The sequence below is a fragment of the Burkholderia sp. BC1 genome, from assembly GCF_052683555.1.
Map to the genome: position 1 here is coordinate 1 of NZ_JBQYLP010000079.1, position 22,600 is coordinate 22,600.

Here is a 22,600-nt window from a genome sequence, read left to right on the forward strand (position 1 = left end):
ACTCTCCTTGGGAGCATGTTATGCCTTAAACACAAAATTCCTGACAGGCCCCATCAAACCGTTGGTCCGGACCTACGCGACGATATCGCGATTCGGCTGTGGTCCCTCAAGGAAATACCCCGATTCGTCGGGAATGACGCCGTCCGTATATCGCTTGTCTTCCCATAACAGCCGCCAGTGTGTCTTGACGGGTAGTCCGAGGTCGTTATCCCTCAGCTTCGGCGCGCGGATGTCGCGAATGAAGTAATTGAAGCAGCCGTTGTTGCGCAAACGGCGATGGCCGATGGGCAGGACGCCCAGCAACTTCCGCATCGCGTTCAGTTTCCTCATCGCCCCCGGTGCGATCCGGTCACCAATGTCCCGAGTCGCATGGAAACCGCTGTCGACAAGCCGAAGGGCCGCGCGCCATTTGTCCCGCAGCATTCGTCGCACAGCCGCCTCGAGCGAACGCCGAGCCATCTAGCCAACGTGACGACTCGCACATCGACGAACACGTCCACCGCACCCCGTGCACAACCTGCTCGAATCACAGTCGCCGGACTGTGCTTATCCAAAGGTGTTAACAGAGTTCGTATACATACGTAGTGATAGTTAACAAGCCCTCCGCATCACAGTGGATAACCTCCGTAACGCACTGAATTGTCAACTCGAAGCGCAATGCATAACCGCACGCGATGCGCGTGCACAGCTCTGTGCAGCACAGAACAACTTTTCGGCGATTCACAGCTTCGCGAACCTATCCTCAATCGCTCCACTGTGAATCCAGAGGCTTGCCGAATGGTTATCCAGAGCCCAATGTGGATAACGTGACGACACCGACTCGTCGCGCTGTGCCCGCACATCCGTAGGCAGACCGCACCATCGTCCGCGCTCCCGCATCGCACCGCGCCCGTCCTCACCACGCGCGTCAAAAAATTTTCACGAAAGGGCTTGTGCTACTCGCAAACCCTCTCTATAATTCGCGGCTTCTTAGGCTCGTAGCTCAGTTGGTTAGAGCACCACCTTGACATGGTGGGGGTCGTTGGTTCGAATCCAATCGAGCCTACCAACGAATAATCGAAGGGGTCCGGCAGCACGCATTGCTTCATGCAATCCGGCTCGCCAAATGATCAAACGCCACGCGGCAGGTTCGCGTGGCGTTTTTCTTTTCCGCATCGCATATTGCATTTGCGCTTCGGCACCGCACCGGCGCGCATCAATGCAGATGCTTCAGCTTGTCCGGATTGCGCACGACGTAGATCGCGACGATCTTGCCGTCCTCGATCTCGAGCGCCGTCGTCTGCAGCTCGCCGTCGGCTTCGCGCGTGACGAAACCGGGCAGGCCGTTGATGAAGCCTGCCCGCACGAGCATCGACGCCTGCGTCGCGAACAGCTCGGCCAGGTGCGTGTGCACCTTCATTACGCGCTCGAACCCGAACACCGGTTTGGCTGCGGCCGTGCGCTTGCCGCCGCCGTCCGAATGCAGGCTCACGTCTTCGGCGAGCATCGCGCCGAGCGTGCGCATGTCGCCGCTGCGCGACGCCGCGAAGAAGGCTTCCGCGAGTTCGATTCCGCGCTGCTTGTCGACGCGAAACCGCGGCCGCGCCTCACGCACATGCGTGCGTGCACGCGCGGCGAGCTGCCGGCACGCAGCGGGCTCGCGCTGGATCGTCGCGGCGACTTCGTCGAACTCGAGCCCGAACACGTCGTGCAGCAAAAACGCCGCACGCTCGAGCGGCGAAAGCCGTTCGAGCGCGAGCATCAGCGGCAACGTCACGTCTTCCTGTTCGTCTTCGTCGACGACGGGTTCGGGCAGCCACGGGCCGACGTACGTTTCGCGCCGATGCCGCGCCGACTTCAGATGATCGAGACACAGCCGCATCACCATCCGCCGCAGGAACGCCTCGGGCACGCGGATCTCGGTGCGGTCGACGTCGATCCAGCGTATGAACGCGTCCTGCACGACGTCCTCCGCATCGGCGACGGACCCGAGCATCCGGTACGCGACGCGAATCAGCATCCGGCGCAGCGGATCGAAGCTCGCGGCCGCGTCGGCCATCGTGTCCGCCGGATCGACGTTCGTCATCACGCCACCATCTTCGCGGTGGCGGCCTTCGCCTCGGCCGGGTCGACCCATAGCCCGAAGCCGACGGCCAGCCGGTTCCAGCCGTTGATCACGTTGATCATCAGCGTGAGCTTCACCTGTTCCTCCTGCGTAAAGTGCGCATTCAGCTCGGCATACGCGGCGTCGTGCGCATGGCCTTCGGACAGTCGCGTCAGCGCATCGGTCCAGCCGAGCGCCGCGCGTTCGCGGTCGGTGTAGCAGGGCGCCTCGCGCCACGCGGCGAGCAGGTTGATCCGCTGCTCGGTCTCGCCTTGCGCGCGCGCTTCGACGGTGTGCATGTTAAGACAGTTCGCGCACGCGTTGATCTGCGATGCGCGGATCTTCACGAGCTCGATCAGCGTCGGCTCGAGGCTTCCGGCCGCGGCGACCGATACGGCCATCCAGTCCTTCATCAGTGCAGGCGCAACGGCAAACGGATTGAGTTTCGCGGTCATGGTCCTTCTCCTTTCGTGTGGGTTCCGATGACATGACGAGCGAGCACCCGGCCCGTGTGACATCCCGACGAAAAATTTTTCAATGCGCGTGACGATCGAGAGGCCGAGGAGGGGAAACCGAAAGCGATGCGTGCGGCGGTTCCAACATGCACCGGCGGATCCGAATGACGGAAGGCACCCGTCCACCGGCCCGCGGGAACGCTGTCGCGGCGCGCGAAGGCATTCGCGAAACCACGCCGCATGCACGTCAGCGCGAAGACGATCGCCGCTTCGGTGTCAGAAGGCGTCAGCAGGCGGCCGAACGGGCATGCGCATTGCGATCGTCCGCGCGGGCCGCCGCATGAGCGATAGCGGCTCGCCGTCATTGCCGCACGCACACCGACGCATGCTTTCAAATTTCTTTCGACTCCACTTTCCGCGCAATCCGATTCGCGACCTTCACATTTCTGGACCATACTGTTCTGCACGGGCAGATGGACTGACGCCGCTTCTGCGGCCCGGCGCGCGCGCCGGCTGCCCGATGGACGCAGCACCGAAGGTCGCACGTCAGCCGCGCGCAATCGAGCGCGAGGCTTTCCTTTTTCCGGCAACGCAACGCAGCGAATTGCGACGTGGACGGTAAACCGATGAGCCTCCTTGCATCCCAGCTTCAGCGCCGTTATCAGGACGTGCGCGCCCATAGCATCGCGTTGACGGCGACGCTGTCCGCCGAAGACCAGGCCGTGCAGTCGATGCCCGACGCGAGCCCGACGAAGTGGCATCTCGCGCATACGACGTGGTTCTTCGAAACGGTCGTGCTGATGCGTCGCGTGCACGGCTACACGCCGTTCAACGACGCCTTCCAGTTCCTCTTCAATTCCTACTACGAAGCGCTCGGCCCGCGTCATCCGCGTCCGCAGCGCGGGCTGCTCACGCGCCCGTCGCTCGACGAAGTGCACGCGTACCGGCAGTACGTCGACGAAGCGATGCTGAACGCGCTCGCCGGCGCGGATCCGTCGCTGCTCGATACGATCGCGCCCGAGATCGAACTCGGCCTGCATCACGAGCAGCAGCACCAGGAACTGATCGTCACCGACATGCTGCACGCGTTCTCGTGCAACCCGCTGAAGCCGGCCTACCGCCCGCGCACCGATGCCGACACGCAGGCGCTCGCCGCAGGCGATGCAGGGCCGCTGCGCTGGCTGCATCGGCCGGGCGGGCTCGTCGACATCGGTCACGGCGGCGATGCGTTCTCGTTCGACAACGAGCGGCCGCGTCATACGGCGCTCGTGCGGCCGTACGAGATCGCGAACCGGCTCGTCACGAATGCCGAATTCGCGGCGTTCGTCGCCGACGGCGGCTATGCGCGCCCGGAATACTGGCTGTCGGACGGCTGGGCGACGGTGCAGCGCGAAGGATGGCAAGCGCCCGCGTACTGGATCGCCGACGACGCAGCCGCGCACGGATGGCGCACGTTCGGGCTGCACGGCGTCGAGGCACTCGCGCCCGACGCACCGGTCTGTCACGTGAGCTTCTATGAAGCGGCCGCGTACGCGGAATGGGCGGGCGCGCGGCTGCCGACGGAATTCGAATGGGAAGCCGCGTTCGGCGCGGACGGCATCCGGCAGATGCTCGGCCACGTATGGCAGTGGACGCGTTCGTCGTACGAGCCGTATCCGGGCTTCCGGCCGCTTGCCGGTGTCGCGGCCGAATACAACGGCAAGTTCATGGTCGGCCAGCAGGTCCTGCGCGGCAGCAGCATCGCGACGCCGCCGGGCCATGAGCGGCCGACGTACCGCAATTTCTTTCCGCCGGCTGCGCGCTGGCAATTCACGGGAGTTCGACTTGCGCGAGACGTCTGACCTGACGGCCACGACCGGTGGCCAGCCACCCGCCCGCGAAGTGCGGCCGAGCGCGTTCGAGCGCGACCTGATCGACGGACTGTCGCGCACGCCGCGCAGCATCCCGCCGAAATACTTCTACGATGCGACGGGCTCGGCGCTGTTCGATCGCATCTGCGAACTGCCGGAGTATTACCCGACGCGCACCGAACTCGGGATCCTACGCGCGCGTGCCGCGGAGATCGTACAGCGCGTCGGCCCGCACGCGGACATCGTCGAGTTCGGCGCAGGCTCGCTCGAGAAGATCCGCATCCTGCTCGACGCGTTCGCCGCGCACGGCGCCAACGCGCCGCTGCGCTACGTGCCGATCGACATCTCGGCAGACTATCTGCACGGCGCGGCCGCGCGGTTGCGCGCCGAATATCCGTGGCTCGACGTCGCGCCGATCGCGGCCGACTACACGAAGGCCGAACAGCTCGCGGAACTCACCGCGACGCCGCGGCGGCGCATCGGCTTTTTTCCGGGCTCGACGATCGGCAACTTCTCGCCGGAAGAAGCCGACGCGTTCCTGCGCGATGCGGCGCAACTGCTGCGCGGCGGCGGCCTGCTGGTCGGCGCGGACCTCGTGAAGGACGAGCGCGTGCTGCACGACGCCTACAACGACGCGCAGGGCGTGACCGCACGCTTCAACCTGAACCTGCTCGCGCGCGCGAACGCCGAGCTCGGCGCGGACTTCGATCTCGATGCGTTCTCGCACTGCGCGTTCTACGATCCGCAGCGCCAGCGCATCGAGATGCATCTCGTCAGCGACGTCGCGCAAACGGTGCAGGTGCGCGGTCACGTGTTTCATTTCGATGCGGGCGAACGCATCCACACCGAGAACTCGTACAAGTTCACGATCGACGGCTTTCGCGCGATCGCGCGACGCGCCGGGTTCGTGCCCGATACGGTGTGGACCGACGCGGACCGGCTGTTCAGCGTGCACTGGCTGCGCAGCGTCGACGATATTCGCGCGTGAATTCGAGCCCGTCGCCGGGGCGGCCGTCGTGCTGTGCGGCCGCCCCGGCGACGCATTACGCATGCCAATGCGCGTGTGCCACGCGCGACGCACGGCCGTTTTTTCCTTTAGCGACAAGTACTTGCCGGCGACCGTAAACGCCCGTTACCGGTCTCGCACACCGGTTTCACCTGTATCCGCGCGGCTTGCCTAGACTCCAAACCGTATTCACACGAAGCACGACATACGTGCAGGGAGTCGCGAGATGAGCAAGAAACTTCTTCTCGGTGCGGTTATCGGTGTAGCGGCGCTTGCCGCGTCGGGCGTGGCATCGGCCCACGTCGATCTGTCGGTCGGCATCGGCGTGCCGGGCGTCTACACGGCGCCGGCACCGGTCTACGTGGCGCCGCCACCCGTCGCGTATGCGCCGGTCGGCTATCGCTACGACGACTGGCGGGCGCGCGAATGGCGCGAACGTGAATGGCGTCGTCACGAGTGGCGCGAACACGAATGGCGCGAGCGCGACCGCGGCTGGCGCGGCGGCCGCTGGGACTGAACGACGGCCGGCTCGCCGGTCGAGCCTGATCGATACGACAGGAGCGTAATCGGATGATGTCGATTCGAAGTTTCCGCACCTGTGCCGCCGCCGCTGTCGTTGCGCTCGCAACGATCGGCAGCGCGCACGCGGCGGGCTGCATGAAAGGGGCGGTGGTCGGCGGCGTCGCCGGCCACTATGCGGGCCACCACGCGGTGGCAGGCGCTGTGGGCGGCTGCGTGGTCGGCCATCACATGGCGAAGAAGCACGCGCAGGAGCAGGCCGAGCAGCGCAACGAACGCGCTCAGTCGGCCCCGCCGAAGCAGTAAGTCAGCGCAGCCACGAGGCGGAAGGGCGCCGCTTCCGCCTTTCACTTTTCTTCTCCGCTAATCGCCGGCTTCGGCGTATTCGTCCTATCAAAGCATGCAACGCGCGTCGTTACGATCATTTACAACGTCGCGATGCACGCCGCACGCTTGCATTCCTAGAATGCAGTCACTCGAACGCACACAAGCGAGGAGCACTCGATGAAAAAACAACGATATCTGTCCGTGCTGGCAGCCGCGCTGCTCGCGCTCGGTACGGTCTGCGCACACGCAGCGGCCGGCGGCAACGGCGGCGGGAATGGCGGTGGCCACGGCGCGGGCGGTTCCGGCGGCAATGCGGGCGGCATGTCGGGCGGCCACATGAGCGGCGCAGCGCTGAGCAATTCGAACGGCTTTCATGCGGGCGATCGCGACAAGGGCCTTGCGCGTGCGGCCGATCGCTCCGACACGATCGCCGATCGCGCCGGCACGCAGCCGGGGCGCGGGCATACGCACGGCCATGCCGCGCACACGACGTCGCACGGCAAGCATACGAAGCGCAACGCGTTCGGTAAGACGACGCTGTAACGGCGGCCTGCAGGAGAAAAGGGAAGGGCGCACGTCCGAATTGCATGGCGGCGCCGGAATCGCATCCGGCTCATCGTGCATTCGGGGCGTGCGCCCTTTGGTCGTGCGTCGCGTTGTGCAGATGCGACGCTCGTTTCATGCCGACACGCGCCGCGACACGTGCGTGCCTGTTCCAGTCGTGCGTCCCGTCGGCAGCGACAGCGTTGCCGCCGCCGTTCGCCTTACCGCGCCGTGCGCGTCGACGCCGCAGCGGCGTCGAACAGCGCGTCGACGTGCCGGACGCGCACGAACCGCGCCGCATCGTCGCCATCGGCCAGCGCACGGAAATGCGCTTCGCCGCAGGCGAGCTTCGCGCGCTCGTGCTCGGTCGGCGTATCGCCGTCCGCATTCGGCGTATCGACGACGAAGTACAGCCGCTCGCCGCCGTCCTGCTCGGCGAGCACCGCCCAGTCCGGGTGATAGCTGCCGAGCGGCGTCGCGACGCGGAACCACGCGGGCAGCTTTGCATACAGCTTCACGCCGTCGTGCGCCTCGAGCGCGTCCGCGAATGCGCGTTCCGCGTCGGTCTCGCAGACGACGGCCTCGTGGATCGACTTGCGCGCCTCGAGCCGCAGGTTGCGTAGATAGCCGGTCAGCGCCTCGCTCTCGAACGATTCGAGCGCATGCACGTGGCGATCGCCGAGCTTCCGGTACGCGATGCCCGCGACGAGCGCGAGCCGCTTGCAGCGATTGATCGCATCGGCCGCGACTGCGATGAACTGCTGCGGATTCACGCGGAAATCGTCGAGACGACCGCTGTCCGCGAGGATCGTCGCAAGCGAGCGGCGCGTGAGCTGCGTGCGGTCCTGCAATTCGGTGAGCAGGTCGGGCAGCGGCAGTTCGCCCTCGTCGATCAGCACGGTGCCGGCGCCGCCGACCTCGATCGCCTCGACGCCCGACTTGCCGATGTCGATCTCGGCCTTGCGCCATTGCAGGCGTGCGCGTGCGATGTCGGGCGCGTCGCGCAGCGCGGCCGCGCAGTCGCGCACGAGCTTCGCATTGTCGAAATCGACGCGATAGACGGTGCGATGGCGGATGCGGTCCCACAGCGCGCGGAAATCGTCGCCGAACACGACGGCCTTGCCCGATGCATCGCGCCGCAGCGCGATCGCGCGGCGCTCGTCGGCATTGCGCACCGCGAAGCGGCCCGACAGCTTGCGCAGCGTCGCGACGATCGGCGCGCGCAGCGACTCGAACGCGTCGGGCAGCACGAGCGCGCTTTGCCGCAGCGCGTCCTTCAGCCGGTCGAGCACCTTGCCCTGCGCGTCGACGTAGCCTTGTTCGTGCAGATGCGTCCACAGCACGCGCGACAGCTCGATGCCGAGCGCATGCGCGGGCCCGTCGCCTTCCTGCACGGGCAGCGCGGCGAACTGGTGCTGCTCGACGATCCCGAAGCGGATGCCGGTGTCGGCCTCGATTTCCTTCTGCAGGTTCTCCGCGAACGACTCGTAGCGCTCGGTCGCGATCACGGTCAACGTGTTGACGCCCGGATCGCGCACGCGTTCGCCGTCCTGGTCGACCGCGAGGCGCAGCCCGCGCCCGAGCGTCTGGCGGCGCTCGCGCTCGGTCTGGATGTCGCGCAGCGTGCAGATCTGGAATACGTTCGGGTTGTCCCAGCCTTCCTTCAGCGCCGAGTGCGAGAAGATGAACTTCAGCGGCGTGTCGAACGACAGCAACGCTTCCTTCTCGCGCATGATGAGCCCGTACGCGCGTTCCGCGTTCTCGCGCGCGACGGCGCTGCTTTCGCTCGTGTCGGTCCAGCCGCCCTTGCGGTCGATCGAGAAGTAGCCGTTGTGCGCACGTTCGACCTCGCGCGCGATGTCGACGCCGTCGAACAGCGCGCGATACGCCGGCACGCGCGCCGCGCGCGCGTATTCCTCTTCGAAGATCAGCGCGTATTCGCCTTTGACCGGCATCCCGTTCTCGTCGTAGCGCCGATACCGTTCGACCGAATCGACGAAGAACAGCGACAGCACTTTCACGCCGCGCTCGGCGAGACGCAGCTCCTTGTCCAGATGCTCGCGGATCGTGCGGCGGATCATCTCGCGCTGCACGGCGAGCGTGTCGATGTCGCCGAACGCCTCGCCGAGCGACAGGAACGTTTCGCCTTCCGGATGCCGCAGCTCGACGTATTCGGCGCCCTTGACCGCATGCACCTCGCCGATGCGCAGCCCCGCGTAGAGCGCGCGCTTCGTCAGGCGTTCGAGATCGTCGCCGTCGGTGGCCGACACGAGCTGGCGCTTCACGCCGTTCGCGGTCGCGACGTCGAGCTCGAGACGCGCGCTGATCGCGCCGCGCCGGTTCGACACGCCGACGAGCCGCACGTACGGCTTGTTGTGCGCATCCTCGACGATCGCCGAGGCGATCTCGATCTGCTTGACGAGCTTGCGCTCGTACGCGTCGACCGCGTCGAGCCGGTACACCATGTGATGACGGTCGACGTGCGTGGCCGAATAGCGCAGCGTGCAGAGCGGGTCCATCGCGGCCAGCGCCTCGCGGCCGCGCCCTTCGAGCCCGCCGTCGACGCTCTGCGGCTCGTCGACGATCACGATCGGCCGCGTCGCGCGGATCAGGTCGATCGGCTTCTCGCCGCCGGTCTTCTCGCTGTCCTTGTAGAGGTTGTTGACTTCCTTCTTGTTGATCGCGGCGACCGTCATCACCATGATCTGGATCGTCGCGCTCGCCGCGAAGTGGCGCACCTGGCCGAGCTTCGCGGAGTCGTACAGGAAGTAGTCGTAGGGCACGCCCGCGTAGAGCGCGCGGAAGTGATCCTCGGTGATCGAGAGCGTCTTGTGCACGCCTTCCTTGATCGCGATCGACGGCACGACGATCACGAACTTCGTGAAGCCGTAGCGGCGGTTCAGCTCGAAGATCGTGCGCAGATACACGTAAGTCTTGCCGGTGCCGGTCTCCATCTCGACCGTGAAGTCGCGCGAGCCCGGCGAGCCGGACGGCGGCAGCCCGCCGCGTAGCTGCACGTCGGCGAGGTTGCGCGCGAGTGCGTCGTCGGTCAGCGACAGCCGGTTGCCGACGCCGCGCTCCGACATCGCGAAGCCGAGCGAGCCTTGCGCAGCGGCCGTCGTGCCGGGCGCCGCGCTCGCGAGCACGCTGAAGTCGCCGCGATACGATTCCTGGCCGCGAAACAGGTCGCAGACGGCGTCGATCGCATCGCGCTGATAGTCGAGGTCCGCTTCGAAGTGCAGCCGCATCACAGGCTCCGCACGCGCTTTACGCCGTGCTGTTCGAGCAGCGCGGCGAGATTGAGCTTCGCGACGTCGTCGACGAAGCCGCTGTCGCGGAACAGGCACGTGACGTCGCGCGTCGCGCCGCTCGCGTCGAGCAGGGCGACGATCCCGTCGGCGAGCGGCTCGGCGTCGTCGCGCGATACGCGCGCGTCGAAGCACGCGACGATCTCGCGCCCGATCAGATGCACGGTCTTGCCGGCGATCGTGTGATGCTCGACCGGCGTGCACAGGTCGAGGCCGAGCTTCAGCGTCAGTTCGGCGAGCAGGTCGTCGTCGGTGCGGCCGGTCTTCACGTGCTCGACCGAGGCGAACAGCGCATGGTCGAAATCGTCGCGGCGCGGATCCCACTCGATCACGTTCGTCGTGTCGAGCCGGTACACGCGAAAACCGAGGTCGCCATAGCTTTCCGGATAGTCGCGCGCGACCTGCTGCGCCGCGCGACGCAGACGCTCTTTCGTCACTTCCGCGAGCGTCGCCGGCTTTTTCAGCTTCGCGCAGAAATCGGCGGCGGCCTGCTGCGTCTTGTCGCGGCGATCGAGCGGTTCGGGCAGCTGCACGAGGATGTAGCGGCGCGCGCCGCCGTCGGTCGCGTTCACCTGCATCACCGCGTGGCCGGTCGAGCCGGAGCCCGCGAAGCAGTCGAGCACGATGTCGTCGCCGCGCGTGCACCAGCCGATCACGGCCGCCGCGAAGTCGACCGGCTTCGGCTGCTCGAACGGAATCCCGAGCGCCTTCAGCAGCGCGTCGTCCGAACCGCCGAACGGCAGCACCGACGGCACGTTCTCGTACATGTTTTCGTCGAGATAGTAGATGCGCTGCGGCTGCGTGGTTTCGTCGGGGCCGAACTCGATCTGCCCGCGCTCGAGCAGCGCCTGCATCGTCGCCGGCGGATTGCGCCAGCCGCGCGCGGGCATCGCGCACGGCTTGCCGGTGACCGGGTGGAGCAGCGGCGTGAAGTATTCGTCGGGCGCCTTCTTCTTGTTCGGCCACGCCATCGACACGAGACGGTACACGCGCCCGTCTTCCGACAGCCGGTCGTACATCGCCTCGCCGCCCGACAGGTTCGTCTGTGCCTTCACCCACGCGCGGTAGGCCTTCGCCGCATCCTTCGGCGTGCCGCTGCGGTACATCGCGTCGTGCGCGGCGTCGAGCATGCGCTGCGCGTTGCGCTTCGGCCGTTTCAGCGGCGCGCGCTCGAGCAGCGTTTCCGCATTGCGCGCGAACAGCACGAGCGACTCGTGCTGGTAGGCGATGCCGCGCGCGTCGCCCTTCGGATTGCGCTTGTCCCACACGGCGACGCCGAGCTCGTTCTCCTCGCCGAAGATCTCGCGCAGCATCAGCACGAGCGCGTGCACTTCGTGCTCGTCGATATGCACAACGATCAGCCCTTCTTCGGACAGCAGCGCGTGCGCGAGCTTCAGCCGCGGATACATCATGTTCAGCCAGTCGGTGTGGAACCGGCCGTTCGCCTCGGTGTTCGTGCTGCGCTTCACGCCGCCTTCGGTCTGCCCCGTCATCGCGAGGTAGTGGCGGATGCTGTCGCTGAAATCGTCCGCGTACACGAAGTCGTTGCCCGTGTTGTACGGGGGATCGATATAGACGAGCTTCACCTTGCCTGCATAGCTCTTGTGCAGCAGCTTCATCACGTCGAGGTTGTCGCCCTCGATCATCAGATGGCGCGTGTCGTCCCATGCGACGCTGTCGTCGAGGCAGGGCCGCAGTGTGCCGGTCGAGGGCGTCAGCGCGGCCTGGCGCGCGTCGCGCTTGCCGTGCCAGTGAAAGCCGTAGCGCTCGTCGGCGTCGCTGACCGTGCGGTCGCCGACCAGCGTCTTCAGCACGTCGACGTTGACCGATACGCCTTCCGGGCCTTCGGTCACGAGTTCGGGGAACAGCGCCTTCAGGCGCGCGACGTTGTCGGCCGTGAAATCGGTCGACATCGCCAGCGGGTTCGCCGCATCGAGTTTCTGCATCGTCTTTTCCATCGGGGGCCCGGCCGCCCGCGCCGGCAACGTCGGGCGCGGCCGCGGCATCGGCGGCAACGGCCGCCCGGGCAAACCCGAAACGCTAGCGAGTCGGTCGGCGCAGGTCAAGCGTTGATGTGCGCGCCGCGGCCGCCGATTGCGCGCGATCGCCCGCCGGACGGGCCGCGCGGCCGATCGGCGCGGTGGCCGCAGGCTCGGGTGGGAGCGCGGCGGCAACCCGCGCCGTGTAAGACGAAAAAAAGGGCACGGTCGGCGCCAGGCGCCGGCGTGCCCACGTGAAGTCCTCCCGAGCGATGACGACCGGGCACGACGGGCCCCGCGCGGATCGCCGCGCGACGATCAGAACCGCGTCCGAATACCCGTCGTCAGTTCGAGCTGGTTGTTCGAGCCGAACGTCGACGCGACCTTATACCCGCCGTGCAGCTTCATATAGTCGCCGGCCAGATACAGCTCGGTGCGCTTGCTCAGGTGATAGAACACCGATGCGTACAGCGTCTCGTCAAAGCCGTTTCGGACGCGAGCGCGCGCGCAACATAGGGCGCTGTCGACGATTGGGCGTGCGAACCGATGCGAAACGGAGAAACAGCCGGCATGTGGTGCGCCGCGCCAGTGCCCCGCACGAGAAACGCTCACGCCATGCCGGCCTTCGCGCGAAGGATGTAACCGAGCCCGCGCAGCGTGATGATCTCCGCGCTGCTCGCGGCCAGATGCTTGCGCAACCGATGGATGTAGATATCGATCGCATCCGCGCTCGGTTCGTCGTCGAGCGCGAACACGCTGTCCATCAGCCGCGCCTTCGACACCGTCTTGTTCTGCTGCAGCATCAGCGTTTCGAGGATCGCATGCTCGCGTCGGCGCAGCATGAGCGGCGCGTCGCCGCAGCGGAATTCGCGTGTGCCGAACGCATAGACGAGGTCGCCGCACACGAGCTGCGTCGAGCCGACGCCGGCCTGTCGCCGGATCAGCGCGCGAATCCGCGCGACCAGCTCGCGCGACTCGAACGGCTTGACGACGTAGTCGTCGGCGCCGGCGCCGAAGCAGTCGACCTTGTCGTCGACGGACCCGTGCGCGGTCAGCATCAGCACCGGTACGTTGTCGTTGCGGCGCCGCAGCCGCGCGAGCACCTCCTTGCCGCTGATGCCCGGCAGCCGCATGTCGAGCAGCACCGCGTCGTAGCGCTCCGTCTTCAGCACGGTGTCCGCGCGTTCGCCGTCGCCGACGCAGTCGACCGCGAAATCCTCGCCGCGCAAGAGGTTCACGATCCAGTGCGCGAGTTCGGCATTGTCTTCGACCAACAGGAGTTTCATCGCAGCGTTCTCTTCAATCGTACGCAGGCAGCCGCACCGTCACGACGACGCCGCGGTTGCCGGGGCCCGGCGCGAGCGTCGCGCTGCCGCCGTGCGCCTGCGCGATCTCGCTGACGATCGCGAGGCCGAGCCCCGAGCCTTCCGTGTCGGACGACACGCGGTAGAAGCGCTTGAACACGTGCGGCCGCGCTTCCGCCGGAATGCCGGGGCCGTCGTCGATCACGTCGAGCACGACCGTGTCGCCGTCGCGCCGCGCGGCTACGGTCACACAGCCGCCCGGCTGCGTGTAGCGCACCGCATTGTCGACGAGATTCGTCACGAGCGCACTCAGCAGGCTGCCGCTGCCCGCGACGTCGAGCCGCTCGCCGAGCTCCGCACCGAGATCGATGTCGCGCCGCTGCGCGAGCACGATCGTCTCCTCGAGCACGCTCGACACGAGCGTGGCCAGATCGACGCGCTGCGTCAACAGCGTCGACGGCGTCGCTTCCGCATGTGCGAGCAGCAGCAGCTTGTCGGTCACGTCGGCCATCTTGCGGCTGCTGCGCTGCATGCTGTCGAGCACCGACGCGAGTTCGCGATCGTCGTGGCCGCGCTGCTGCGCGTACTGGATCTGCGTGTCGAGCACCGCGATCGGCGTGCGCAGCTGGTGCGCGGCATCGGCGATGAAGCGCCGCTGCGTCGCCGTGTGCGTGTTCAGCCGCGCGATGCACTGATTGATCGCGTCGACGATCGGCCGCAGCTCATGCTGCAATCGTTCCGGACGGATCGGCTCCAGCTCCATCGGCCCGCGATCGGCGACATCGTCCTTCAGCTTCATCAGCGGCCGCAGCTCGAATGTGAGGCCGAGATAGACGAGCACGACTGCGAGCACCAGCATCAGCGCGAGCCGCATGAGCTGAGGCCGCCAGATCGTCGCGACCATTGCGTTGCGCGAGCGCGTCGTCTTCGCGACGACGACCGTCACCGTATCGACCTGGCCTTCGTCGTACAGCTGGCGGTCGTAGGCAACGGCGCGCAAGCGCGTGCCGTCGAGCGTCGTGTCGTATGCGACGGGCTCGGCGCCGTGCCGCGCGACGACGTCGAGCGCAGGATTGCCGGCCAGCAGACGGCCGTCGCTGTCGATCACCTTGTAGAACACCGAATCGCGCGACGGCGATTCGAAGATTTCGAGCGCGGCGGGCGGCACGTCGGCGACGGGCAGTCCGTTGCGCCACTCGATGTCCTCGCCGATCGTACGTGCGGACGCGACGAGCGTGCTGTCCTGCACGAGATCGGCGGTGCGCCGCGCGGCGTCGTAGGCCATCGCGGCCGCGATCAGCACGAACACCGCGAGCGGCAGCAGCAGCCACCACAGCAGCCGGCCGCGCAGGCTGTGCGCCATCGATCGTCGCTCCTTGTGCTCGAAACGCCGCCGCGCCGGGGCGGCCGGCGCGGTGGCGGTGTCGTGTTCTACGTGACGGCGGCGCTCAGCATGCGGCGGGGCGCCACTTCAGTAGCCGTTTCTCGACCCAGGTGAGCAGATAGTCGGCGGCGAGCGCGACCACGGCCAGCACGATCATCGCCGCGAACACGCCGCTCGCGTTGAACGCGCCCTGGGCGGTGGAGATTAGCAGGCCGATCCCCTGTTTGGAACCCAGGAATTCGCCGACCACCGCACCGACGAGCGCGAAGCCGAAGCTCACGTGCAGGCTCGCGAGAATCCAGCTGAGCGCGGACGGAATCACGACGGCCGTCGTGATCTGCCGGCGCGAGGCGCCGAGAATCTGCGCGTTCGCGATCAGGTAGCGGTCGGCTTCGCGCACGCCCTGGAACGCATTGCCGAACACGACGAAGAACACCATCACGACCGCGAGCGCGATCTTCGATGCCATCCCGAGGCCGAGCGCGATCACGAAGACCGAGCCGAGCACGACGCGCGGAATCGAGTTGGCGATCTGGATGTACAGCCCGAACACGTCGGCCATCAGCTTGTTGCGGCCGAGCACGATCCCGCAGATCACGCCGGCGACCGAGCCGATCAGGAAGCCGATCGCCGTCTCCTCGAGCGTGACCCAGACCTGCGTGAGCAGCGGGCCCTGCGAGGTGCCGTTCACGAACCAGTCGCGGATCTGATCGAAGATCAGCGACGGCATCGAGAAGAAGAACGGATCGATCCACTTCAGCCGCGCGGCGAGCTCCCAGCCGCCGAGCACGACGACGAGCACGGCGATCCGCAGCGTGACGATCAGCGTGCGCCGGCGGCGCAGCCGGCGTTGCGCGGCGCGCTCGTCGTCCTCGAGCGACGTCGCCGGCAGGGCGGTAGGGGGAAGCGTCATGTCGGTCATGCTCCTGTCCTTGCTGTCAGCCGATCTGCACTTCTTCGCGCAGGTCGTGCCAGATGTCCTTCGAAATCTCGATGAAGCGCGCGTCGTAGCGCACCTCCGACATGACGCGCGGGCGCGGCAGGTCGATCGAATACACGCGCTTGAGCGTCGCCGGGCGTGCGGTCAGCACGAACACGCGATCGGCGAGCGCGATCGCTTCCTCGAGATCGTGCGTGACGAACACGACGGAGCCCTTGTTCGCCGACCAGAGCTGCAGCAGCTCGTCCTGCATCAGCGTGCGCGTCTGCATGTCGAGCGCGGAGAACGGCTCGTCCATCAGCAGGATCTCCGGCTGATTGATGAAGGTCTGCGCGAGCGCGACGCGCTTGCGCATCCCGCCGGAGAGCTGATGCGGGTAGTGCTTGGTGAACTTGTCGAGGCCGACCTTGCGGATCCATTCCTCGGCCTGCGCATACGCGACGTCTTTCGAGCGGCCGCGAAACAGCGGGCCGGCCGCGACGTTGTCGATCACGTTGCGCCACGGGAATACGGCGTCGGCCTGGAACACGAAGCCGATGCGCGGATCGATGCCGTCGACGGGGCGGCCCATCACGCGCACTTCGCCCGACGCGGGCTTGAGCAGCCCGGTGATCAGGTTCAGCGTCGTCGACTTGCCGCAGCCGGTCGGCCCGACGATCGCGATGAACTCGCCGCGCGCGACGCTCATGCTGAACTCGCGCAGCGCGACGGTCGCCTTGCCTTCCGGTGAAATGAAGCGGCACGACACGTTGCGAAACTCGATCGCCGGCGTGCTCGCGGAAACTGCCTGGTTCATCGCATTGTCCTGCGCGTGAAGAGGGCGCCTAAGCGGCGCCTGGCCGGCCAGCCGGGCCGGAACGGCGCGCGCGGCGACGCTCGGGCCGCCCGCGCGCGAACCTGCGTCTACTTCGCGGCGACGAATTCGTTCGTGTAGGTGCGCGCGAGATCGATGTGCTTGCCCTTCACCGACGGATTGAACGCGGACAGCACCTTCAGCACGGTCGCCGGGCCGTCGGCCGGCATCTTCCCGTCGGCGGTGTACATCGGCAGCGACGCCTTCAGCGCGGCGACGTACAGCGCCTTGTCCTTCTGGTAGTCGGCCGGCATCTTCGCGGCGATTTCCTCGGCGCTGTGCGTATGGATGAACTGCATCGTCTTCGCGAACGCATGCGCGAGCTTGGTCGCCTGCGCCTTGTGCGAATCCGCCCATGCGGACTGCACGTAGAGACTCGCGGCCGGATAGGTGCCGCCGAGCGCCGCGCGCGTGCCTTCCACGGTGCGCATGTCGACCAGCACCTTCGCGTCGCCCATCTTCTCGAGCGCGGACACGGTCGGCTCGGTCGTCATCCCGGCGTCGATGCGGCCCTGCTTGATCGCGGCGATGAAGCTCGCGTCGGCGCCGACCGGCAGCATCGTGTACTGCGTCGACGGCACGCCGTGCTGCAGCGCCAGATACTGCGTGAGGAAGCTCGTCGACGAGCCGAGGCCCGTCACGCCGAGCGTCTTGCCCTTCGCGTCGGCCATCGACTTGAACGTCGGCGCGGCCTTCGTCGACACCATCTCGACCTCGCCCGGCACCTGGCCGAACACGGCGATCGCCTTCACGTCCTTGCCCTTGCTCTGCAGGTCGATCGTATGGTCGTAGAAGCCGACGACGGCCTGCACGGCGCCCGCGAGCAGCTCGTTCTCCGCGTCGACGCCGGCCGGCTGCGACAGCAGCTCGACGTCGAGCCCTTCGGCCTTGAAGTAGCCGAGTTCCTGCGTGAGGCGCGCGGGCAGATAGATCAGCTTCGCGATCCCGCCGACCATGATGGTGATCTTGCCGCCGTCGTCGGCGAGGGCGGGGTGCGCGGCGAGCGCGCAGCTCAGGCTGGCTGCGACGGCGAAGGTGCGCAGGATGGGTCGCATCGGGTCGTCTCCGTTCGTTGTATTCGTGTGGCGCGATGCTTGCTGCATCGTCGCATCGAGTATAGGAACGCGAAACCTTCCGCAACCTTTCACGGGGAAGCGATTCGTTTAGGGGTTTTCCAGCAATTGGGGGCACCGGTGCGGTCGAGCGGCCGGCCGGCGGCGCCAAGCGCGTCGCATTCGCCGCCCCTCACCGCCTCAACGCCACCCCAGCACGACCCGCCCGATCGCATCGAGCCCCATGTCGAACAGCCGCGACACGAACGGTACGAGGTTCGGCACCATCAGTTGCACGAGCAACAGCCCGACCAGCATCGTGACCGGGAAGCCGACCTGGAACACGCCGATCTGCGGCGCCGCACGGTTCAGAATCCCGAGCGCCAGGTTCGCGATCAAGAGCGCCGCGACGACCGGCAGCGCGAGCAGCAGCCCCATCCCGAACACGGTCGCGCCGAACGTCGCGAGCGTGCGCCAGCCCGGCGCATGCAGCAGGTCGGCCGATACCGGCAGCGACTGGAACGACGCCGTCAACGCGGCCAGCACCTGCAGATGCCCGTCCACCGCGAGAAACGCGAGCATCGCGACCGCGTTCAGAAACCGTCCCATCACGGGCGTCGCGCCGCTCGAATGCGGATCGAAGAAAGTCGCGAAGCCGAGCCCCATCGACAGCCCGATGAAGTCGCCGGCCGCCTCGACGGCCGCGAACACGATCTGCATCGTGAAGCCCATCGCGGTGCCGATCAGGAACTGCGTGACGACGATCCAGATACCCTCTGCGGAAAACACGGTGACGGCCGGCATCGGCCCGAGCGTCGGCGCGACGATCAGCGCCATGAACGCGGCGACGCCGATCTTCACGCGCGCGGGCACCGACGCGTGTCCGACCACCGGCGCGGTCGCGACGAGCGCGAGCATCCGCACGAACGGCCACAGGAACGCGGTCAGCCAGCCGTTGAGCTGCGCATAGGTAACCGAGAACATCGGAATCGGGCGTCGCGCGCCGCTCAGCCGGCGCCGAGCGTCGCGACGTGCAGAAGCGTCTGCCGCAGGTAGTCGAGCATCGTCGTCAGCATCCACGGGCCGGCGATCACGAGCGTCGCGGCGACGGCGAGCAGCTTCGGGATGAACGAGAGCGTCGCTTCGTTGATCTGCGTCGCGGCCTGAAACAGGCTCACGACGAGGCCGACCGCGAGCGCGACCAGCAGCAGCGGGGCGGCGAGCAGCAGGCCGACCATCGTCGCCTGGTGCGCGAGCGTCATCACCTGTTCGGGCGTCATTGCGGGCCTCCGTCGCTTACGTGAAGCTCTGCGCGAGCGAGCCGATCAGCAGCTGCCAGCCGTCGACGAGCACGAACAGCATCAGCTTGAACGGCAGCGACACGGTCGACGGCGACACCATCATCATCCCCATCGACATCAGCACGCTCGCGACGACCATGTCGATGATCAGGAACGGGATGAAGATCGTGAAGCCGATCTGAAAGCCGGTCTTCAGTTCGCTCGTGACGAACGCGGGCACCAGCAGCGACAGCGGCACGTCCTCGGGCCCCTGCATCGGCGCGGCCTTCGAGATCTTCGCGAACAGCGCGAGATCGGTCTCGCGCGTCTGCTTCAGCATGAAGCCCTTGAACGGCGCGACGCCGCGCTGCACGGCCTGTTCCATCGGCAGCGTGCCGTCCGAGAACGGTTTGTAGCCGTCGGTGTACGCGCGGTCGAGCACCGGCGACATCACGAAGAACGTGAGGAACAGCGCGAGGCCGACGAGCACCTGGTTCGGCGGCGTCGTCGCGGTGCCGAGCGCCTGGCGCAGCAGCGACAGCACGATGATGATCCGCGTGAAGCTCGTCATCATCAGCACCATCGCCGGCAGGAACGACAGCATCGTGAGCAGCAGCATCGTCTGCACGCTCAGCGAATAGGTCGTGCCGCCGTTCGGGCCCGGGCTCGCGTTGAACGCGGGCAGGCCGGCCGCCTGCGCGCACGCAAGCGCGGGGGCGAGGCCGAGAAGCAGCGCGGGCGCGATGCGCGCGGCGCGGCGCAGGAAAACGTGGTTCATCGGATTACAGAAAGAGGGAACAGCGACGGCGCGCGCGCATGTCAGCGCTCCTTGCCGCGCCCGAGGCGCTTCGCCGCTTCGCCGGCGAGCGCGTCGCGAAAGCGCACACCGAACGACGCGCCGTTGACGGACGGGCCGCCCGTGCCCGGCGCAGCGCGCCCGGACGGCGCGATGCCGGCGGCTGCGTCCGTCGACGCGACCGCGGCGGAACCGGCCGGCAGCGTATGCAGCAGCCGCACGTTGCCCGGCGCGACGCCGAGCACGAGCCACGTATCGCCGATCTCGACGATCGTCGCGCTTTCCTTCGCGCCGACCGCGACGCTGGATACGAGCTTCAGCGGGCCGCCGCGCCGTGCCGGCTGGAAGCCGAAGCGGCGCGCGAGCCAGGCGCAGCCGAACACGAGGCCGATCACGACCGCGAGCCCGACCAGCGTCTGCAGCACCGCGCCGACGCCGAGCGACGGTGCGGCCGAACCGACCACCACGCTCGACGCGATCGCGCCCGCGTGATTGACGGCGTTCAGATCGGCGGCGCACGCCGGCATGCCGACGGCCGACGCCGCACAGGCGGCCGCGGCCGCGAACGCAGCGCGGCGGCCGGACGGCGCGACGCTCATCGATTCAGCTTCCGGATGCGTTCGGACGGCGTGATGATGTCGGTCAGCCGGATCCCGAACTTGTCGTTGACGACGACGACCTCGCCCTGCGCGATCAGACAGCCGTTCACGAGCACGTCCATCGGCTCGCCGGCGAGCCCGTCGAGCTCGACGACCGAGCCCTGCGCGAGCTGCAGCAGATTGCGGATCGCGATCTTCGTGCGGCCGAGTTCCACGGTCATCTTGACCGGGATATCGAGGATCATCTCGATGTCGTTGTGCGTCGAGCTGGCCGCGGCCTTCGACAGCGGCTGGAACACGCCCGCGCCCGTGGCGCCGGCCTGCACCGGCTGATGGTTCTGCTCGGCGAGCGCCGCGGCCCAGTCGTCCATTGCCGGATCGGCGTCGGCCGCCTGCTGCGCGCCCGCGGAGTCCGCCAGCGCGGCATCGGCGAGCGCCTGCGGGTCGAGTTCCGGCGTCGGGTTCAGCTCAGTCATATCCACCTTCCTTCATCGTGTCGCTCGCGCTGATCATCTTCTGCACGCGCAGCGCATATTGGCCATTGAAAATCCCGTAGCCGCATTCCATCACGGGCACGCCGTCGACCTTCGCGGTGATCGTGTCCGCGATGTCGAGCGGCAGCACGTCGCCCGCGCGCAGGTTCAGGATCTTCTCGAAGGTCGTCGGGATCTCGGCGAGATCCGCGGTCAGCTCGACTTCGGCGGCCTGCACCTGCTGCGACAGCACGCGTACCCAGCGGCGGTCGACTTCGAGCGCCTCGCCCTGGATCGGCGAGCTCAGCACGTCGCGGATCGGCTCGATCATCGAATAGGGCATGCAGATGTGCAGCGTGCCGCCGGTCGGCCCGAACTCGATCGAGAACTGCGTGACGATCACGATCTCGTTCGGCGTCGCGACGTTCGCGAACTGCGTGTGCATTTCCGAGCGGACGAATTCGAACTGCAGCGGCCGCACGCTCTTCCACGCGACCGTGTAGTGCTCGAACACGAGGTTCAGCAGCTTGCCGATGATGCGCTGCTCGGTCGCGGTGAAGTCACGCCCCTCGACGCGCGTATGGAAGCGCCCGTCGCCGCCGAACAGGTTGTCGACGACGAAGAACACGAGGTTCGGATCGAACACGAACAGCGACGTGCCGCGCAGCGGCTTCACGTGCACGAGGTTCAGGTTCGTCGGAATCGGCAGGTTGCGCGTGAATTCGCTGTACTTCTGCACCTTCACCTGGCTGACGGAGATTTCCGCCGTGCGCCGCATGAAGTTGAAGATGCCGATCCGCAGCAGCCGCGCGAAGCGGTCGTTGATGATCTCGAGGCCGGGCATCCGGCCGCGGACGATGCGCTCCTGCGTCGCGATGTTGTACGGGCGCACGCCCGCCGTGTCGCGCTCTTCGTCGACCGTGTCGGATTCGCCCGTGACGCCTTTGAGGAGGGCATCGACCTCCTCCTGCGACATGAATTCTTCGTGGCCCATGCGCGCTCCTTTCGCGGCCGCGTTACTGGACGACGAATTCGGTAAACAGCACGTCGTCGACCTTCGTGCGCTGGTTGCCCGGCTGCGTCGGCTCCTCGATCAGGTTGCGCAGCTGCTGCGCGAGCGCCTGCTTGCCGTCGGGCGTCGCGATGTCCTCGGGATGCTTGTTCGACAGCGCGAGCAGCACGCGGCTGCGGATCTCGGGCATCCGGGCGGTCAGCTGCTCCTGCGCCTTCGGGTCGGTGAGCTTGAGCGACAGCCCGACGCGCAGGTAATGCTGGACGCCGTCGTCGGACTGCAGGTTCACGGTCAGCGGATCGAGCGGGAAGAACACGGGCGCGGCAAGCGGCGCCGGCTCGGCGGCGCTCGCGTGGGTCGCGCCCTGCCGGCCCATGAACACGTACATGCCGGCCGCGGCAGCCGCGGCCGCGCCGAGCGCGATGACGGCGATCAGCGCGATGCGCTTGAACTTGCCGGACGAAGCCGGTTTGTCGGCGGGCGGATTTGCGGTCGTGGAGGCCATGTGAATGCGTGCGTGATGACTCGTAGCATGCATTGTTCGGCATCCGGGCCGCGCCCGATGGGCGGAAAAGAGGGGGGATTTGCGGCTATCTCAGCCGATTGTCGGCGCGCGTCAGATCGGCAGCCGCGACAGCAGCGGCGCGATCAGCACCATCGCGACGCCCGCGATCATCATCGTGAGGCTCGACACGACGCCTTCCTCGCTGCCGATCTCGCGCGCCTTCGCGGTGCCGACGCCGTGCGCGGCCGCACCGAACAGCGCGCCGCGCGCGAGCCGCGTGCGCATCGGCACGAGCGCGAGCACGATCTCGCCGAGCAGCATCCCGCAGATGC

At 67.2% G+C, this 22,600-nt stretch carries 22 protein-coding genes, 1 tRNA gene and 2 pseudogenes; 6 read left to right on the forward strand and 19 right to left on the reverse strand.

Annotation, left to right across the window (positions count from 1 at the left end):
- Positions 1 to 72 precede the first annotated feature (72 nt).
- Positions 73 to 306 (reverse strand): annotated as a pseudogene (locus ACSHSS_RS26165) (Imm72 family immunity protein); the annotation flags it as partial.
- 665 nt (positions 307 to 971) lie between these two features.
- Between ACSHSS_RS26165 and ACSHSS_RS26170 the strand changes: the two are divergent.
- A tRNA-Val gene (locus ACSHSS_RS26170) sits at positions 972 to 1,048 on the forward strand.
- A gap of 147 nt (positions 1,049 to 1,195) precedes the next feature.
- On the opposite strand, the gene ACSHSS_RS26175 is transcribed toward ACSHSS_RS26170, so the two are convergent.
- Positions 1,196 to 2,065, reverse strand: coding sequence for a sigma-70 family RNA polymerase sigma factor (locus tag ACSHSS_RS26175; RefSeq protein ID WP_212161242.1), 870 nt, complete (start codon positions 2,063 to 2,065; stop codon positions 1,196 to 1,198).
- Positions 2,065 to 2,538: a carboxymuconolactone decarboxylase family protein gene (locus ACSHSS_RS26180; RefSeq protein ID WP_212161237.1), complete on the reverse strand. Its 474-nt coding sequence runs from the start codon at positions 2,536 to 2,538 to the stop codon at positions 2,065 to 2,067. Before ACSHSS_RS26180 ends, ACSHSS_RS26175 begins: the two co-directional genes overlap by 1 nt.
- Before the next feature lie 626 nt (positions 2,539 to 3,164).
- Here ACSHSS_RS26180 and egtB point away from each other — a divergent pair.
- The 5 genes from egtB (at position 3,165) to ACSHSS_RS26205 (ending at position 6,783) form a co-directional block, all read left to right on the forward strand.
- A complete protein-coding gene (gene egtB / locus ACSHSS_RS26185; protein WP_212161234.1) occupies positions 3,165 to 4,379 on the forward strand; it encodes an ergothioneine biosynthesis protein EgtB in 1,215 nt (404 codons plus the stop codon).
- The gene (gene egtD, locus ACSHSS_RS26190) at positions 4,363 to 5,376 is read left to right on the forward strand and encodes an L-histidine N(alpha)-methyltransferase (protein WP_048805487.1); all 1,014 of its coding nucleotides are present in this window, start codon (positions 4,363 to 4,365) and stop codon (positions 5,374 to 5,376) included. The genes egtB and egtD overlap by 17 nt, the downstream gene beginning before the upstream one ends.
- A 244-nt stretch (positions 5,377 to 5,620) precedes the next feature.
- Positions 5,621 to 5,911 (forward strand): hypothetical protein, encoded by a 291-nt coding sequence (locus tag ACSHSS_RS26195; RefSeq protein ID WP_006401730.1) that lies wholly within the window; start codon positions 5,621 to 5,623, stop codon positions 5,909 to 5,911.
- Positions 5,912 to 5,964: 53 nt separating this feature from the next.
- Positions 5,965 to 6,219, forward strand: a complete 255-nt coding sequence (locus tag ACSHSS_RS26200; protein ID WP_054316200.1) for a hypothetical protein — start codon at positions 5,965 to 5,967, stop codon at positions 6,217 to 6,219.
- Between the two features lie 198 nt (positions 6,220 to 6,417).
- Complete coding sequence (locus tag ACSHSS_RS26205) at positions 6,418 to 6,783, forward strand: hypothetical protein (protein ID WP_105841721.1); 366 nt, start codon at positions 6,418 to 6,420, stop codon at positions 6,781 to 6,783.
- A gap of 221 nt (positions 6,784 to 7,004) precedes the next feature.
- On the opposite strand, the gene ACSHSS_RS26210 is transcribed toward ACSHSS_RS26205, so the two are convergent.
- The 16 genes and pseudogenes from ACSHSS_RS26210 to ACSHSS_RS26285 all read right to left on the reverse strand — a co-directional run.
- Positions 7,005 to 10,031, reverse strand: coding sequence for a type III restriction-modification system endonuclease (locus ACSHSS_RS26210; protein WP_212161231.1), 3,027 nt, complete (start codon positions 10,029 to 10,031; stop codon positions 7,005 to 7,007).
- Positions 10,031 to 12,049, reverse strand: a complete 2,019-nt coding sequence (locus ACSHSS_RS26215; protein ID WP_212161226.1) for a site-specific DNA-methyltransferase — start codon at positions 12,047 to 12,049, stop codon at positions 10,031 to 10,033. The genes ACSHSS_RS26210 and ACSHSS_RS26215 overlap by 1 nt, the downstream gene beginning before the upstream one ends.
- A 339-nt stretch (positions 12,050 to 12,388) precedes the next feature.
- Positions 12,389 to 12,565: pseudogene (locus ACSHSS_RS26220) on the reverse strand (porin); the annotation flags it as partial.
- A 113-nt stretch (positions 12,566 to 12,678) separates the two neighbouring features.
- Positions 12,679 to 13,356: a response regulator gene (locus tag ACSHSS_RS26225; protein ID WP_006401724.1), complete on the reverse strand. Its 678-nt coding sequence runs from the start codon at positions 13,354 to 13,356 to the stop codon at positions 12,679 to 12,681.
- A 13-nt stretch (positions 13,357 to 13,369) separates the two neighbouring features.
- On the reverse strand, positions 13,370 to 14,737 hold the full coding sequence (locus ACSHSS_RS26230) for a sensor histidine kinase (protein ID WP_212161221.1): 1,368 nt from the start codon (positions 14,735 to 14,737) through the stop codon (positions 13,370 to 13,372).
- Between the two features lie 85 nt (positions 14,738 to 14,822).
- Entirely contained in the window at positions 14,823 to 15,680 is an 858-nt protein-coding gene (locus ACSHSS_RS26235) for an ABC transporter permease (RefSeq protein WP_212161217.1), read from the reverse strand.
- 16 nt (positions 15,681 to 15,696) lie between these two features.
- Positions 15,697 to 16,494, reverse strand: coding sequence for an ABC transporter ATP-binding protein (locus ACSHSS_RS26240; protein ID WP_006407286.1), 798 nt, complete (start codon positions 16,492 to 16,494; stop codon positions 15,697 to 15,699).
- A 107-nt stretch (positions 16,495 to 16,601) separates the two neighbouring features.
- Positions 16,602 to 17,606, reverse strand: coding sequence for an ABC transporter substrate-binding protein (locus ACSHSS_RS26245; protein ID WP_212161213.1), 1,005 nt, complete (start codon positions 17,604 to 17,606; stop codon positions 16,602 to 16,604).
- A gap of 198 nt (positions 17,607 to 17,804) precedes the next feature.
- Positions 17,805 to 18,587, reverse strand: coding sequence for a flagellar biosynthetic protein FliR (gene fliR / locus ACSHSS_RS26250; protein WP_006401719.1), 783 nt, complete (start codon positions 18,585 to 18,587; stop codon positions 17,805 to 17,807).
- A 23-nt stretch (positions 18,588 to 18,610) separates the two neighbouring features.
- Positions 18,611 to 18,883 (reverse strand): flagellar biosynthesis protein FliQ, encoded by a 273-nt coding sequence (gene fliQ / locus ACSHSS_RS26255; RefSeq protein ID WP_212161209.1) that lies wholly within the window; start codon positions 18,881 to 18,883, stop codon positions 18,611 to 18,613.
- A gap of 16 nt (positions 18,884 to 18,899) precedes the next feature.
- Positions 18,900 to 19,661, reverse strand: a complete 762-nt coding sequence (gene fliP, locus ACSHSS_RS26260; RefSeq protein ID WP_006407289.1) for a flagellar type III secretion system pore protein FliP — start codon at positions 19,659 to 19,661, stop codon at positions 18,900 to 18,902.
- Positions 19,662 to 19,702: 41 nt separating this feature from the next.
- A complete protein-coding gene (fliO, locus tag ACSHSS_RS26265; protein ID WP_060111009.1) occupies positions 19,703 to 20,278 on the reverse strand; it encodes a flagellar biosynthetic protein FliO in 576 nt (191 codons plus the stop codon).
- Positions 20,275 to 20,754, reverse strand: a complete 480-nt coding sequence (gene fliN / locus ACSHSS_RS26270) for a flagellar motor switch protein FliN (protein ID WP_006401715.1) — start codon at positions 20,752 to 20,754, stop codon at positions 20,275 to 20,277. The genes fliO and fliN overlap by 4 nt, the downstream gene beginning before the upstream one ends.
- Positions 20,747 to 21,745: a flagellar motor switch protein FliM gene (gene fliM / locus ACSHSS_RS26275; RefSeq protein ID WP_006401714.1), complete on the reverse strand. Its 999-nt coding sequence runs from the start codon at positions 21,743 to 21,745 to the stop codon at positions 20,747 to 20,749. The genes fliN and fliM overlap by 8 nt, the downstream gene beginning before the upstream one ends.
- Positions 21,746 to 21,767: 22 nt before the next feature.
- Positions 21,768 to 22,301 (reverse strand): flagellar basal body-associated protein FliL, encoded by a 534-nt coding sequence (gene fliL / locus ACSHSS_RS26280; protein ID WP_012212444.1) that lies wholly within the window; start codon positions 22,299 to 22,301, stop codon positions 21,768 to 21,770.
- Positions 22,302 to 22,379: 78 nt separating this feature from the next.
- A partial coding sequence (locus ACSHSS_RS26285; RefSeq protein WP_445545724.1) for an LrgB family protein occupies positions 22,380 to 22,600 on the reverse strand: 221 nt, incomplete at its 5' end.

Excerpts from the sequence above, each read along its gene's own strand:
- ACSHSS_RS26225 (WP_006401724.1), bottom strand. The coding sequence starts at position 13,356 with ATGAAACTCCTGTTGGTCGAAGACAATGCCGAACTCGCGCACTGGATC.
- fliL (WP_012212444.1), bottom strand. The coding sequence starts at position 22,301 with ATGCATGCTACGAGTCATCACGCACGCATTCACATGGCCTCCACGACC.
- fliN (WP_006401715.1), bottom strand. The coding sequence starts at position 20,754 with ATGACTGAGCTGAACCCGACGCCGGAACTCGACCCGCAGGCGCTCGCC.
- fliR (WP_006401719.1), bottom strand. The coding sequence starts at position 18,587 with ATGTTCTCGGTTACCTATGCGCAGCTCAACGGCTGGCTGACCGCGTTC.
- fliO (WP_060111009.1), bottom strand. The coding sequence starts at position 20,278 with ATGAGCGTCGCGCCGTCCGGCCGCCGCGCTGCGTTCGCGGCCGCGGCC.
- ACSHSS_RS26245 (WP_212161213.1), bottom strand. The coding sequence starts at position 17,606 with ATGCGACCCATCCTGCGCACCTTCGCCGTCGCAGCCAGCCTGAGCTGC.
- ACSHSS_RS26210 (WP_212161231.1), bottom strand. The coding sequence starts at position 10,031 with ATGCGGCTGCACTTCGAAGCGGACCTCGACTATCAGCGCGATGCGATC.
- ACSHSS_RS26195 (WP_006401730.1), top strand. The coding sequence starts at position 5,621 with ATGAGCAAGAAACTTCTTCTCGGTGCGGTTATCGGTGTAGCGGCGCTT.
- ACSHSS_RS26215 (WP_212161226.1), bottom strand. The coding sequence starts at position 12,049 with ATGGAAAAGACGATGCAGAAACTCGATGCGGCGAACCCGCTGGCGATG.
- ACSHSS_RS26175 (WP_212161242.1), bottom strand. The coding sequence starts at position 2,065 with ATGACGAACGTCGATCCGGCGGACACGATGGCCGACGCGGCCGCGAGC.
- fliQ (WP_212161209.1), bottom strand. The coding sequence starts at position 18,883 with ATGACGCCCGAACAGGTGATGACGCTCGCGCACCAGGCGACGATGGTC.
- ACSHSS_RS26230 (WP_212161221.1), bottom strand. The coding sequence starts at position 14,737 with ATGGCGCACAGCCTGCGCGGCCGGCTGCTGTGGTGGCTGCTGCTGCCG.
- ACSHSS_RS26200 (WP_054316200.1), top strand. The coding sequence starts at position 5,965 with ATGATGTCGATTCGAAGTTTCCGCACCTGTGCCGCCGCCGCTGTCGTT.
- ACSHSS_RS26235 (WP_212161217.1), bottom strand. The coding sequence starts at position 15,680 with ATGACCGACATGACGCTTCCCCCTACCGCCCTGCCGGCGACGTCGCTC.
- ACSHSS_RS26180 (WP_212161237.1), bottom strand. The coding sequence starts at position 2,538 with ATGACCGCGAAACTCAATCCGTTTGCCGTTGCGCCTGCACTGATGAAG.
- egtB (WP_212161234.1), top strand. The coding sequence starts at position 3,165 with ATGAGCCTCCTTGCATCCCAGCTTCAGCGCCGTTATCAGGACGTGCGC.
- ACSHSS_RS26205 (WP_105841721.1), top strand. The coding sequence starts at position 6,418 with ATGAAAAAACAACGATATCTGTCCGTGCTGGCAGCCGCGCTGCTCGCG.
- ACSHSS_RS26240 (WP_006407286.1), bottom strand. The coding sequence starts at position 16,494 with ATGAACCAGGCAGTTTCCGCGAGCACGCCGGCGATCGAGTTTCGCAAC.
- fliM (WP_006401714.1), bottom strand. The coding sequence starts at position 21,745 with ATGGGCCACGAAGAATTCATGTCGCAGGAGGAGGTCGATGCCCTCCTC.
- fliP (WP_006407289.1), bottom strand. The coding sequence starts at position 19,661 with ATGAACCACGTTTTCCTGCGCCGCGCCGCGCGCATCGCGCCCGCGCTG.